The sequence below is a fragment of the Kineosporia sp. A_224 genome (assembly GCF_002198655.1).
Lineage (GTDB): Bacteria > Actinomycetota > Actinomycetes > Actinomycetales > Kineosporiaceae > R-H-3.
In genome coordinates, this window is record NZ_MWLN01000175.1 from 22,914 (window position 1) to 35,763 (window position 12,850).

11 protein-coding genes are annotated in these 12,850 nt (G+C 74.0%); 5 read left to right on the forward strand and 6 right to left on the reverse strand.

Features of this window, described 5'->3' with window-relative positions; all coding sequences use genetic code 11:
- Window positions 1–537 precede the first annotated feature (537 nt).
- Together EDJALFJO_RS36470 and EDJALFJO_RS17295 are read left to right on the forward strand one after the other, a co-directional pair.
- On the forward strand, window positions 538–3,255 hold the full coding sequence (locus EDJALFJO_RS36470) for an AAA family ATPase (protein ID WP_369812547.1): 2,718 nt from the start codon (window positions 538–540) through the stop codon (window positions 3,253–3,255).
- Complete coding sequence (locus EDJALFJO_RS17295) at window positions 3,252–4,421, forward strand: ParB/RepB/Spo0J family partition protein (protein ID WP_088287494.1); 1,170 nt, start codon at window positions 3,252–3,254, stop codon at window positions 4,419–4,421. The genes EDJALFJO_RS36470 and EDJALFJO_RS17295 overlap by 4 nt, the downstream gene beginning before the upstream one ends.
- 107 nt (window positions 4,422–4,528) lie before the next feature.
- Here EDJALFJO_RS17295 and EDJALFJO_RS17300 read toward each other — a convergent pair whose 3' ends face one another.
- Window positions 4,529–5,524, reverse strand: coding sequence for a D-alanine--D-alanine ligase (locus tag EDJALFJO_RS17300; protein WP_088287496.1), 996 nt, complete (start codon window positions 5,522–5,524; stop codon window positions 4,529–4,531).
- 62 nt (window positions 5,525–5,586) lie between these two features.
- Complete coding sequence (locus EDJALFJO_RS17305; RefSeq protein ID WP_088287497.1) at window positions 5,587–6,921, reverse strand: PLP-dependent aminotransferase family protein; 1,335 nt, start codon at window positions 6,919–6,921, stop codon at window positions 5,587–5,589.
- Between the two features lie 234 nt (window positions 6,922–7,155).
- Between EDJALFJO_RS17305 and EDJALFJO_RS17310 the strand changes: the two genes are divergently transcribed.
- The 3 genes from EDJALFJO_RS17310 to EDJALFJO_RS17320 are packed head-to-tail and all read left to right on the forward strand — an operon-like array spanning window position 7,156 to window position 8,507.
- Window positions 7,156–7,404 (forward strand): hypothetical protein, encoded by a 249-nt coding sequence (locus EDJALFJO_RS17310; protein ID WP_088287500.1) that lies wholly within the window; start codon window positions 7,156–7,158, stop codon window positions 7,402–7,404.
- The gene (locus EDJALFJO_RS17315; protein ID WP_088287502.1) at window positions 7,404–8,060 is read left to right on the forward strand and encodes a GNAT family N-acetyltransferase; all 657 of its coding nucleotides are present in this window, start codon (window positions 7,404–7,406) and stop codon (window positions 8,058–8,060) included. The genes EDJALFJO_RS17310 and EDJALFJO_RS17315 overlap by 1 nt, the downstream gene beginning before the upstream one ends.
- A 6-nt stretch (window positions 8,061–8,066) precedes the next feature.
- Entirely contained in the window at window positions 8,067–8,507 is a 441-nt protein-coding gene (locus EDJALFJO_RS17320; RefSeq protein ID WP_088287504.1) for a hypothetical protein, read from the forward strand.
- 33 nt (window positions 8,508–8,540) lie between these two features.
- Here the strand turns inward: EDJALFJO_RS17320 and EDJALFJO_RS17325 are convergent, their stop codons facing one another.
- The 4 genes from EDJALFJO_RS17325 to EDJALFJO_RS17340 all read right to left on the reverse strand — a co-directional run bounded on the left by EDJALFJO_RS17325 (window position 8,541) and on the right by EDJALFJO_RS17340 (window position 12,846).
- Window positions 8,541–9,740, reverse strand: coding sequence for an N-acetylmuramoyl-L-alanine amidase (locus EDJALFJO_RS17325; protein WP_233149915.1), 1,200 nt, complete (start codon window positions 9,738–9,740; stop codon window positions 8,541–8,543).
- A gap of 8 nt (window positions 9,741–9,748) precedes the next feature.
- On the reverse strand, window positions 9,749–10,072 hold the full coding sequence (gene trxA / locus EDJALFJO_RS17330) for a thioredoxin (protein WP_088287506.1): 324 nt from the start codon (window positions 10,070–10,072) through the stop codon (window positions 9,749–9,751).
- A gap of 203 nt (window positions 10,073–10,275) precedes the next feature.
- Window positions 10,276–11,304: a thioredoxin-disulfide reductase gene (gene trxB, locus EDJALFJO_RS17335; protein WP_233149916.1), complete on the reverse strand. Its 1,029-nt coding sequence runs from the start codon at window positions 11,302–11,304 to the stop codon at window positions 10,276–10,278.
- A 177-nt stretch (window positions 11,305–11,481) separates the two neighbouring features.
- Window positions 11,482–12,846 carry a hypothetical protein gene (locus EDJALFJO_RS17340; RefSeq protein ID WP_143448627.1) on the reverse strand — a complete coding sequence of 455 codons (1,365 nt, stop codon included), beginning with the start codon at window positions 12,844–12,846 and terminating at the stop codon, window positions 11,482–11,484.
- Between the last annotated feature and the right edge of the window lie 4 nt (window positions 12,847–12,850).

Genomic DNA, 12,850 nt, shown 5'->3' on the forward strand with positions numbered 1-12,850 from the left:
GATGGCAGGGGTCGGAGCCCGACCGTTCGTCACCGCTGAGACTCGTGGTCGGGTCCACAAGCAACGGGATGATCGGCCCCGCCTCTGGTGATGGCTCGGGGCTTGCGGCGGTCATTGCGTGACGATGACCAACCAACGCCCGGCAGGGCTGGGGCCCGCCCTCTCATGCGTCCTTCGGCCGTGGGTCCTCCGGGAAGCCGGCGAGTACCGGACTCGGTCGTTTCACGGGAAACAACGCGTCGCGCGGGTCGACCCAGTCGAGTCCGGACGACAGGTCGGCGAGGGACGACCAGGATCCGACGTTGCGCGACTGAGGCAATTGCGACCGCTCGCCGCGTCTCCGAACGGGCAGCCGGAACGACCTCCGAGGCGCACGTGGTCGAGGCTGTTGATGCCGATGCCCCATCCCTGGGCGCGTTCGTTGCGTCTCGGAGCCGAACCCTGCTTGGCTGGCGGAGGAACATCCGTTGTCGGCACATAGGGTGCAGTTGCCGCAGGGCGGAGCCACAGCGGGGAGTGGACACGGGAGGATGGCGCGTGAGTGGGATCGGCTGGCCGACACAGGGGACCGTCACCGAGGACGGAGGGCTGGGATGGCCGGTGGTCGCGGATGACGCGGACCTCGAGACTGACGCGCCGGCCATGACGCCGAGCGGCGCCGACCCCGCCGCCGACCCCGCCGCCGACCGGTCGGCCGCGTCCGAGGGTGCGGTGTGGTGGGAGGCCCTGCACGCTGACGATGCCATGGCGGCGGTCGAGACGGAGGTCGTCGTCGAGACGGCGTCGACGTCGTTCGTTCCGGTGGCGGCGTTGCCGACCAGGGTTGAGACCGCCGTGCCGGGACCGGTGGCCGCGCTGCCTGCGCCGACCCGGGAGGTCGACGTGCGGGCCCAGGAATGGGGTGGTCCGGCAGCGCCGACCCCGGCTCTCGTCGGTGAGCTCCGCCGGCAGGGTCACGACGGGTCGCCTCAGCAGATCAGCGGGCCGCCGTCCGCGTTTCACGTGGAACCGCTTAATGAGGTCTCCCCGACAGAGCCGGGCCGATGGGGACGGTGGCGGGACTCGGTCGACGAGGCGCCACGGGCGCTGTTCGAGGGAGACCTGCCCGCGTCCGAGGAGACGGACCGGACCGAGCCCGTACCTACCTCGGGGCCGGAGGGCCGGGTCGTCGGGACGACAGCGAAGCCGGAGTGGGTGCCCGACGGGTCGTCGGCGGGGGCCCGGTCCTGGCGGGAGCAGGAAGCGAATGCTCCTTCGGTTCCCGGCGCCGGCGCTCCCGCGGACGACGAGCGAGCGTTCTCTCCCGGTAGCAGCGGGCACCGCTCGGCCGACGCTCTGACCGACTCACAGGGTCTGACCCCTGACCCTGACGGGGCGACCCGCCCTCGTCTGGTGGACCTGCTCAGTGGCGGCACTCCGGAGGGGGAGGCTGCTGCTCCTGGTGAGCTCTCGGACGCGGACGCCACGGTGGCCACCGAGGGCGAAGGGCCGCACCTGTCGGAGGCACCTACAGGCGAGGTTTCCCGTGAAACGGTCGCACCGGTGGACGGTCCACGCGACGTGGGTAGGGCGCCGGCGGGGGCGGTCCTGGTGCCGCCCGGCCGGGACGAGAGTGGACTGACCGAGGAGTCCGTGGCCGTCGGTCGTCCGGCGATGGATGCTCCAGCAGTTGACGCCCCCGCGGAGGACGCCCCTGTGGAGGACGCCCCCGTGGTGGACGTCCCACCGGGTGGGCTCGACCGGTCGGCCTCGGTTTCCCGTGAAACGACGCGTCTGGATGACGAGCAGGAGGAGGTCGACGGGGACGCGGGCGTGACGCCGTCCGACGAGCTGCCGCCCCTGGAAGACCTGGGGGAGATGTCGGAGGCCCGCCGGCTCCCCACGATCGACGACTCGCCGGCCGAGGCCCCGAGCCGGTCGATCGACCAGGGTGCAGCCGCCGAGGCTGTTTCCCGTGAAACCGACACGCCCGGCCCTGGTGCGGCAGCCGGTGACATGAACGGAACCGTCACCCCTGCGTGGGAAGATCGGGCCGCGGGAGACGGTGCTCAGACCGAACCCGTGGATATGTCGCACGACCCACGCGGTGACGTACCCGCAGGGCAGACTGCACCCGCGGAGCTTTCGCACTCGGAGGCTCCGGGACCGATGGATGGGAGCGCCGGCATGGACGAGCGCGCAGGCGACGGGGGAGTCCTCGTCGCAGGTGCCGCGCCGTCGGGGCCGCAGGAGCAGATGAGCGAGTACGGACACATGACGACCACCGGGTCGACACCGGCACGGGTGGGCTACGAGGAGCACGAGCGCGTGGACCTGGTCCGCTCGCTGCCGTCGGTGGACGACTCCACGCCACTCGCGGTCGAGGTCGCCGAGGACGCGCGCCGCCGGATCACCCTCTCCGGCCGGCCGTTCCCCAAGCCGCCGCACACCCGGATCATGACGGTGGCCAACCAGAAGGGCGGCGTCGGCAAGACGACGACGACCGTGAACATGGCGGCCGCGCTCGCCCAGGCGGGGCTCAACGTCCTGGTCCTCGACATCGACCCGCAGGGCAACGCGTCGACCGCTCTGGGGATCGACCACCACAGCGACATCCCCAGCCTGTACGACGTGGTCGTCGAGGGGATGCCGCTCGCGGACGTCGTGCAGCCGTGCCCCGACGTGCCGAACCTCTGGTGCGCCCCGGCGACGATCGACCTCGCCGGCGCCGAGATCGAGCTCGTGTCGTTGGTTGCACGTGAAACACGACTGCAGCGGGCGCTCGCCACGTACCTCGACGAGCGCATCAACGCCGGGCTGCCGAACATCGACTACGTCTTCGTCGACTGCCCGCCGAGCCTCAGCCTCCTCACGGTCAACGCCTTCGTGGCGGCCCGTGAGGTGCTCATCCCGATCCAGTGCGAGTACTACGCGCTCGAGGGGCTCTCGCAGCTCCTCAAGCACGTCGAGCTCATCCGGGGGCATCTCAACCCGGAGCTCCACGTCTCGACGATCCTCCTGACGATGTACGACGGCCGGACCCGGCTGTCGTCGCAGGTGGCCGACGAGGTGCGCGAGCACTTCCCCGAGCAGGTGGTGAAGACCTCGGTGCCGCGCAGCGTGCGCATCTCGGAGGCGCCGAGCCACGGCCAGACCGTCATGACCTACGACCCGGCCTCGAGCGGGGCGCTGTCGTACCTCGAGGCGGCCCGCGAGCTCGCCGAGCAAGTGCTCACGTGGAACGACCGGCCGACGACGACTGAGGAGCGAGTGTGAGCGAGAAGCGACGGGGACTGGGCCGCGGACTCGGTGCACTGATCCCGAACACCACCGGGACGAAGACCGCGGGGGACCGTCCTGTCGACGTGTTCTTCCCGGGGAAGACGGAGAGCGCGCCCGCCGTCGTCCCCGAGGCCCGTGCCACCCCGAACGGCGAGACGCCGGGGACCGGCACCGCCGCACCGACGGGCGCACCGGACGCGGGCACCGGCACCGCATCGACGAACGGCGTGGCGACCGACGGTGCCACCTCCGCGGTCGTCGACCTCGACGCCGCAGCCGGCTCGGCGTCCTCTTCGGCCGGTACCGGTGACCTGCTGCCGGTCCCGGGGGCCCGGTTCGCCGAGCTGCCGGTCATGTCGATCCGGCCGAACCCGCGCCAGCCGCGGCAGGTCTTCGACGAGGAGGCCCTCGCCGAGCTCGTCCACTCCGTCAAGGAGATCGGCGTCCTGCAGCCGGTCGTCGTCCGCGAGGCGGCGAGCGAGGACGGCGAGGCCCGCTACGAGCTCATCATGGGTGAGCGCCGCTGGCGGGCCACCCAGGAGGCCGGCCTCGAGACGATCCCCGCGATCATCCGCGAGACGGCGGACGACGTCCTCCTGCGCGACGCGCTCCTCGAGAACCTCCACCGCAGCCAGCTCAACCCGCTCGAGGAGGCGGCCGCCTACCAGCAGCTGCTCGACGACTTCGGCTGCACCCACGAAGAGCTCGCGACCCGGATCGGCCGTTCGCGGCCGCAGATCAGCAACACGATCCGGCTCCTCCGGCTGCCTCCGCTCGTCCAGCGCCGGGTCGCCGCGGGAGTCCTGTCCGCCGGTCACGCCCGGGCGCTGCTCGGCCTCGACGACGCGGCGGCGATGGAGCGGCTCGCGCAGCGCATCGTCGCCGAGGGGCTCTCGGTCCGGATGGTCGAGGAGATCGTCGCCCTCGGGGACGGGCCCGTCGCCAAGCCCGCGAAGAAGAGGCCGCGGGCCGGCGGTCACACCTCCGAGCTCAACGACCTCGCGTCGCGGCTCGGGGACCGCCTCGACACGAAGGTCAGCGTCGCGCTCGGGCGGAGCAAGGGTCGGCTGAGCATCGACTTCGCCAGCGTCGAGGACCTGAACCGGATCATCGGCCTCATGTCTCCCGAGGTGAAGGGCGTCTTCCAGGAGGTGCGCTGACCGCGCGCCGACGAGGTCCCGAACGACGAGAGCGGCCCCGCACCGTGAGGTGCGGGGCCGCTCCCGTGTCTGTCGTACCGCGCCCGTGCCGGGCCTCTGCGGGGGGCTCAGACCCCCGAGGGGGCCGCCGGCTCCGTCGGGGCCTGCTCGGCCCCGGACGCGCCTGTGGCGGCCTCCACGAGCCGCCGGTAGAGCGCACCGGCGTCCTCGCCGGCGGCCTCGACGGACTGCGGCAGCAGCGACGTCTCGGTCATCCCGGGGGCGACGTTCACCTCGAGGAACCACGGGGTGCCGTCCCGGTCGACGATGAGGTCGGTGCGGGACAGGTGCCGCAGGCCGAACGCCTGGTGCGCCCGGACCGCGACGTCGGCGGCCGCCCGGGCCGACGCGTCGGTGAGGCGGGCGGGGCAGAAGAACTCGGTGGCGCCTGCGGTGTAGCGGGCGTCGTAGTCGTAGACCCCGCCGTCCGCGACGATCTCCACGGCCGGCAGGGCACGCAGCCCGTCACCCGCGTCGACGACGCTCACGGCGACCTCGACGCCCTCGACGAACCGCTCGACGAGCGCGACGTCGCCGTACGCGAAGCAGTCGACCATGGCGCGGGGGAGGGCACCCGCCTCCCGGACGACGCTCACCCCGAGGGCCGAGCCGCCCCGCGCCGGCTTGACGACGAGCGGCAGCCCGAGCCGCTCGACGAGGGCCGCGAGCACCCCTTGCGCACCCAGCTCCCGGAAGGTGCCGTGCGGCAGGGCCACCGAGTCCGGCACCCGGAGGCCGGCCGCTCGGGCGACCGACTTGGCGACCGGCTTGTCCCAGGCCATCCGGCAGGCGGCCGGTGTCGCACCGACGTACGGCAGCCCGAGCAGGTCGAGGACGTCGCGGACCGCGCCGTCCTCACCGGTCGCCCCGTGGAGCAGCGGCCAGACGACGTCCGGCTGCTCGGCCTGCAGCGCGGGCACGAGCTGGGCGTCGACGTCGCGGACCTCCACGAGGCAGCCGGCGTCCCGCAGCGCCTCGGCCACACGCCGTCCGGAGCGCAGCGAGACCTCGCGCTCGTGGGAGAGGCCGCCGGCGAGGACGACGACCCGGGGTGGGTGTTCCACGTGAATCCTCCGTGCTGGCTGGGCGGGCTGATCGCCGGCTGGGCCGGCCGACCGGCCCGACCTCAGGTGAGGTCGGGCGAGGGGGACTGCACCTGCCGGCGGCCGGCCGCGCCGTGCGCGAGACCGGTCGGGGCGGTGGGACCGCCGAAGGTCTCGAGCAGCTCGAGCTCGGCCTCGACGACCCCGGCGAGCCGGCGCACCCCTTCGCGGATGCGCTCGGACGTCGGGTAGCAGTACGACAGGCGCAGGTTCTGCCGGCCCTGGCCGTCGGCGTAGAACGCGGTCCCGGGCACGTACGCGACGCGCTCGGTCACCGCGCGCGGCAGCATCGCCGTCGCGTCGAGACCGTCGGGCAGCGTGACCCAGACGTAGAAGCCGCCCTTGGGCGTCGTCCAGCGGGCGGCCGGGAGCATGTCCGCGAGGGCGTCGAGGGTGGCGACCGACCGCTCCCGGTACAGCTCGCGGAACACCCCGACCTGGTGCTTCCAGTCGTGGGTCTCCAGGTAGGTCGCGACGGCGAGCTGGCTGAACGAGCTCGGGCACAGGATCGCCGACTCGCTCGCGAGGACGAGCTTCTCCCGGACGGCGTGCGGCGCGACCGCCCAGCCGACCCGGAAGCCGGGGGCGAAGGTCTTCGAGAACGAGCCGAGGTAGATGACGCCCTCGGGGTTGAGCGAGTGCATCGAGGGGAGCGGGTCGCCCTCGAAGCCGAGCAGGCCGTACGGGTCGTCCTCGAGGACGAGCACGCCGTACCGCTTCGCGATCTCGACGATCTGCGGACGGCGCTCGGCGGACAGCGTCACGCCGGCGGGGTTGTGGTGGTTGGGCACCGTGTAGAGCAGCTTGACCCGGCGGCCCTCGCGGGCGAGCCGGGCGAGCGTCTCCTCGAGCGCGGCGGGGATGAGCCCGTCGTCGTCGAGCGGCACGTGGACGACGTCCGCCTGGTACGAGCGGAAGACGCCGAGCGCCCCGACGTACGAGGGCGCCTCCGCGACGACGACGTCGCCCGGGTCGACGAAGATCCGGGTCACGAGGTCGAGCGCCTGCTGGGAGCCGGTGGTCACGACGATGTCGTCGGGGTGGGCGTCGACCTGCTGCGGTGCCATGACGTCGAGGATCTTCTCGCGCAGGCCCGGGTCGCCCTGGCCGGAGCCGTACTGCAGGGCGACCGTGCCGCGCTCGGCGACGAGCTTGGCGAGGGCGTTGCCGACGACGTCGAGGGGGAGCGCGGAGAGGAACGGCATGCCCCCGGCCAGGGAGACGACCTCCGGGCGGCTGGCGACGGCGAACAGGGCGCGGATCTCGGAGGCGGTCATGCCCCGGGTCCTGGCGGCGTACGTGTCGACCCAGCGGTCGAGCCTCGAGCCGGCGGCGGCCTGGTGTCCCTCCGGTGGCATGTGCGTGCGCCTCCAATCCCTGTGTTCATCGACGGGTCGCTGCTGAGGTCGCCCGGCAGGTGCCCGGGCGTCGTCCGATCCTTCCGGCTGCCGGCGCCCGCCGTCATCCGGAATACGCAGGGGAGTCAATCGATCACCCAGTGTGTCCTTCACTGGAACGAGACCCGCTGCGTACGATGTCCACAGGGTTCCCGGTGTGTCCGATGCCGGCCCCTCCACTGCAGGGAGTGTCGCATGCGACTCGGACGGCTCGTCGCAGCGGGCCTCGTCGCCGGTGCCGTCGCCGGCTTCGTCGGAGCACTGCTCCGCCCGCGCACCGTCCCGGCCTACGGCTCCGGCCCCGGTCCCGGCGCCCCGGGCGTCGCGACCGAGGTCGCGACGACCGCTGCCCCCCACCGCCGGCTCGACGTCGACGCCGCCCACGAGGGGCCGCCCGACCACGTCGTCGCCGCCGCCGCTCGCGCGCGCGGGGCGGCGGGCTGATGGGGCGCCGGCTCTCGCCCCTCACCCTCGACACGCTGCAGGACATCCCGGACCCGTGCCGGTCCTGCGTCACGTGGGAGCTCGACCCGGTCGCCGCGCGCCGGGCCGGCGAGGCCGGGGACACCGCCTTCGAGAAGGAGGCCTGGGTCTCCGCGACGCTCCTCGAGTGGGGCTCGTGCGGCCGTATCGCGTACGTCGACGAGATGCCCGCCGGGTTCGTGCTCTACGCCCCGCCCGCGTTCGTGCCGCGCTCGATGGCGTTCCCGACGTCACCGGTGAGCGCCGACGCGGTGCTGCTCATGACCGCCCGCGTCCTGCCGCTGTGGTCCGGGGGCGGGCTGGCCCGGATGCTGATCCAGGCCGCGGCGAAGGACCTCACGCGCCGCGGCGTCCGGGCGGTCGAGGCGTTCGGCCTCGCCGTCGAGAGCGACGGCCCGGACGGCGACGGGCCGGGCTCGCAGTGCCTGGTCCCGGCCGACCTGCTGCTCGCCGTCGGCTTCAAGACCGTGCGCCAGCACCGCCGGTACCCGCGGTTGCGGCTCGAGCTCAAGACCGCGCTGTCGTGGCGGGAGGACGTCGAGCAGGCCCTCGAGCGGATCCTCGGCACCGTCCGGACGCCGGCGCTCACGAGCCAGAGCTCGCACCCCGGCGTCTGACGACGCGTGGAGACCGGCCCGGCCTGGGGGACGCCCGACTCCGTCCCCGAGCGCGCGCCCGACCGGGTGGACGTCGCGACCCGGGTCGCCGGTGTCCTGCCGCTGGTCGGGCTCGTTCTCGCCCTGGTGCGTCGACCACTGCTGACGCCCGCGCCCGGGCGCTACACGTGGTCGTTCACCGCCCGGGGGATCATCATCTGGAGCGCGGGCGGTACCCCGGCGCCGTCGCGTGGTGACGGGTCCGCCGGCTCGTCGACGAGGATGCTGCGCCCGTGGAGCCATGTCGCCCGGCTCGAGGTCGACGACCTCCGGTTGCACGTGCTCACGAAAGACCGTCGGCGAGGAACGCTGCCGACGTCCGGCACGGACGTCGACGACCTGCGTCACGTCGTGCGCTGGGCCCGTGCGGCCGGCGTCGAGGTCAGCGGCGAGCCGACCCGCGTCTGAGGTGACCACGCCGGCGCACGGACGGCGAGCGGGTCAGGTCAGGCCGGCGTGCGCGAGGACGTCGGCGAGGCGGAGCGAGCCGGTCACGGCGTCGTCCTCGGCGAGGTAGAGCCGCTGGACGGCGACGACGATCGCCTCGGCGACGGTGTCGCGGAACCCTGGGTCGGCCAGGCGTGCGGCGTCACCGGGGTTCGACAGGTACCCGAGCTCGACGAGGACGGCGGGCATCCGGGTCACGCGGACGATCTCGATCGCGCAGGCGTGGGTCCGCAGGTCGGTCATGCCGGTGCGGGCGACGACCTCGCGCTGGATCCGGTTCGCGAGGGCCTCGCCGGTCGCCGAGCGGGCGCCGACCCGGACGTCGCCCCAGAAGAACGTCGCGACCCCGGACGCCTCCGGGTTCGGGTGCCAGTCGCACGCGAGCGAGACGAACAGGTCCGCGTGGACGCCCCGCGCGAGCGAGGCCCGCGCCTGGTCGTCGGGGCAGGTCGTCGCACCACGGGTGAGCACCGGGGTGGCGCCGGTCGCGGCGAGCCGGCCCTCGATGCGGTACGCGAGGTCGAGGGTGACGTCCGCCTCGGTGAGGTCGCCGGCGCGCGGCCCGGTGCGGCCGAGGCCGCCCGCGGCGTCGAGGACGACGACCTTGCCGGCGAGGCTCTTGCCCGCGACGGCGACGTTCGCCTGCTGCCGCAGCGCCCACGGGTCGCCGCCGCCGACGGCCCGGGAGAGCGAGCCGAGCGCGCGGAGGGTGCCGGGACCGCACAGGCCGTCCGGCTCGAGGCCGAGGCCGCGCTGCAGCTCGCGCAGCGCCTGCTCGGTCGCGACGCCGAAGACGCCGTCGACCGGGCCGCCGTGGAACCCGAGGGTGACGAGCCGCTCCTGGAGCGCGGACACGTCGTCCCCGCGCATGAGGTGCCCGGGGGTGAAGAGCAGGATCCGGTCGCCGAGACGCCAGCGCGCCCCGTCGAGGACCCGCGCCGTCTGGGCCCCGACGACGCCGTCCGAGACGAGGCCGCGGCGCTGCTGGAAGGCGCGGACGGCGTCCTCGAGGGTCGAGTCGAAGACGTCCTGGTCCGTGACGGGCGCGGGCGTCGGGTCGGCCACGCCGCCGTCGGCCCCGCCCGCCCGGTCGAGCATCGAGCGCAGGGCGACGACGAGCGGGCCCCGGTCCCCACGGCGCAGAGGTGCGGCCGTGGCCGCCTCCGCCTGTCCGAGCGTGCGTCCGGAAGTCACGCGGCCGCTCAGCCGATCCAGTCCGCGAGCTCGCGCAGCAGGATGACCTTCGGCTTGGCGCCGATGATCGACTTCACCATCTCGCCGTTCTGGTAGACGGCGATCGTCGGCAGCGCGGTGACGCCGTACTGCGCGGCGACCTTCGGGTTCTCGTCCGTGTTGATCTTCACGATGTCGATCTTCTCGGCGTACTCGCCGGCGATCTCGTCGAGGATCGGGGAGACCTGGCGGCACGGGCCGCACCACGGAGCCCAGAAGTCGACCACGACCGGCTTGGACGACTGGAGGACGTCGTTCGCGAACGTGTCGTCGGTGACGGTCTTGCTGCTCATGGGTGCTCCCTCTCCTCGTGGCGGCCGGGGCGTCGTACCCCGGTGCCGGTGGTGCGCCGTGACTGTCGGTGGAGCCGTGCGACCTGGGGTCACCAGGTCTCGGCCGTCCGGGTGAGTGCCCGGACGATGCTGCCAGATCCCGGGCGCGCTGCGGCCCAGGCGGACCGGCCGGGTCGTGAACTCTCGGTGCGGATCAAGCCGTCTCAGGCGCTGACGGCGGCCGCGGTGACGGCCGCGGAGTGCGCGGCGCCCTCACGGTCGGCGTCGCTCTCGTCGGCCAGCGCCGCGAGGTACCGCTCGGCGTCGAGTGCGGCCGCGCACCCCGAACCGGCCGCGGTGATGGCCTGCCGGTACTCGTGGTCGACGACGTCGCCGCAGGCGAAGACGCCGGGCACCGACGTCCGCGAGGTGCGGCCCTGGACGGCGACGTAGCCGGCCTCGTCGAGGGACACCTGGTCGGAGAACAGCTCGACCCGCGGGTCGTGGCCGATCGCGACGAACAGGCCCGTGACGTCGAGCGTCGAGACCTCGCCGGTCTTGAGGTTGCGCAGCGACAGGCCCGTGAGCTTCGCGTCGCCGAGGACGTCGACGACCTCGCTGTCCCACGAGAACTTCAGCTTGGGGTCGTTGAAGGCGCGCTCCTGCATGATCTTCGAGGCACGCAGGCTGTCGCGGCGGTGCACGAGCGTCACCGACCGGGCGAACCGGGTGAGGAACGTCGCCTCCTCGATCGCGGAGTCGCCGCCGCCGACGACGGCGATGTCCTGGTCGCGGAAGAAGAAGCCGTCGCACGTCGCGCACCACGAGACGCCGTGCCCGGAGAGCCGCTTCTCGTTCTCGAGGCCGAGCTCGCGGTAGGCCGAGCCGGTCGCGAGGATCACGGCGCGGGCGCGGTGGGTGGTGATCCCGCCGTACTGCTCGTCGCCGGTGTCGACCTCCTTGACCTCGCCGTCGAGCCGGACGGCCACGACGTCCTCGGGCCGCAGGTCGGCGCCGAAGCGCTCGGCCTGGCCGCGGAGGTTCTCCATGAGCTCCGGGCCCTGGATGCCGGCCGGGAAGCCGGGGAAGTTCTCGACCTCGGTCGTGTTCATGAGCGCGCCGCCGGCGGTGACCGAGCCCTCGAAGACGAGCGGCTTGAGGTCGGCCCGCGCGGCGTAGATCGCCGCGGTGTACCCGGCGGGGCCGGACCCGATGATGATGACGTCCCGGATCGTGCCGGCGTCGGTGCTCACGTCGTCTCCCTGCGGTGCTCGGCAGGCCCGGTCACCCGGGCGTACGGGCCGCCGCGTCCGCGGCACCCGGTCATCGTCAACCGATCGTACGGGGCCGGTGTTCCCCCGGGCGCCGTGATCCCGGAGTGCGACCGGACACCCTGCGGCATACCCCCGGTCGTACTCCCGGTCGTACCGTCATGCCTTCGGGACGACGACGAAGTGCAGCGGGGCCTCGTCGCCGGAGCCGCAGTCGCGGGAGACCGCCCACACCTCGTAGCCGCCGTCCTCGCCCCGCAGGACGATGATCGCCGCCTCCCGGTTCTGGTACTGGGCGATGTCCACGGCGAGCGGGGTCTGGTCGCCCGCGTTGAGGGCGTCCAGGCAGCGGGCGAGCACGGCCGGCTGCGACAACTGGGTCCCGTTCGCCGCCATCGAGGCCCCGACGCTCGGCCTGCTGCTCGAGGCCTCCTTGGCGAGCTTGTCGGCGTCGCCTCCGAGGCTCTTCTCCGTGTAGTTGCGGCCGCTCGCGAGCACGGGTGCGGACACCGGGGGCAGGGTCGGGGGGGCGGCCTGGCCGCCGTCGCCCGCGTCCGAGCCGCCGCCGAGCGCCGTCCAGACGATGCCGCCGAGGCCGACCGCGACGACGACACCGGCCGCGGCCGCGAGCAGCGGGGCGCGCTTGCCGAGGTCGACCTTGCGCAGCCGGGTCACGACGCCGTTCTCGGCGCGGCTGCTGTCGCGGACGTCGCGCCGGCTCGGGCCGCCGGCCCGGCCGGGGCGCCGCAGGCCGGAGACCCGGCTGCTGCCGAGGGCCGGCAACGTGCTCGTCGTCTCCGCCGAGCGCTCGCCGCCGGGCGCCGACGGGTTGAGCCCGGACGGGTTGAGGTCGCCGACGGGGCGGATGACGCGGGTGTACCCGGTGGTCTCGTCGCCGTCGGCGGCGCCACCGCCCGCGGGTGCGGCCGCCGGGGCCGCGACCGGGGCGTCGTCCGGCGCCGCCCGCCGGGCGGTGGAGCCGGCCCGCAGGTCGAAGCTGTCCCACATCTGCGTGGCGTCCCAGGTCGGGTCGTGCGCGGGGACCTGCGGCTGGACGGCGTGCTGGTCCCGGACCGTGCCGTCAGGGGCGGCCGCCGCGGCGGCGGCACCGCCCGGGTCGAGCGGGCTGCGGTCCCAGCCGTTCTCCTGGCCGGTCCACGGCGCGGCCGCCTCGCCCCACTCGGGGGCCTGCGTGACCTGCCAGTGCTGGTCCCACGGCGCGGCCTCGGGGGCGGGCACCGGGGACATCGGGACCGGGGGGCCGACCAGCGCCGACCGGGCGGCGGCCTCCTCCGCGACGGCACCGGACAGTCGCGCCCAGACGTCGTCCGGCATGGGGCCGACGTCGTCGGAGAGGAGGAGGGGTCGCACGCGCTCCGCGTCGGCGAGGAGGTCGGCGCAGTCGGGGCACGCGATGACGTGCGCCTCGACCGCGCGGGCCTCCTCGACGGGGAGGACGTCGGCCGCGAGGTCCGCGAGCGCGTTGACGTCGGGGTGCATCGCACCCGATCCGTCGCTCGTCACGTGA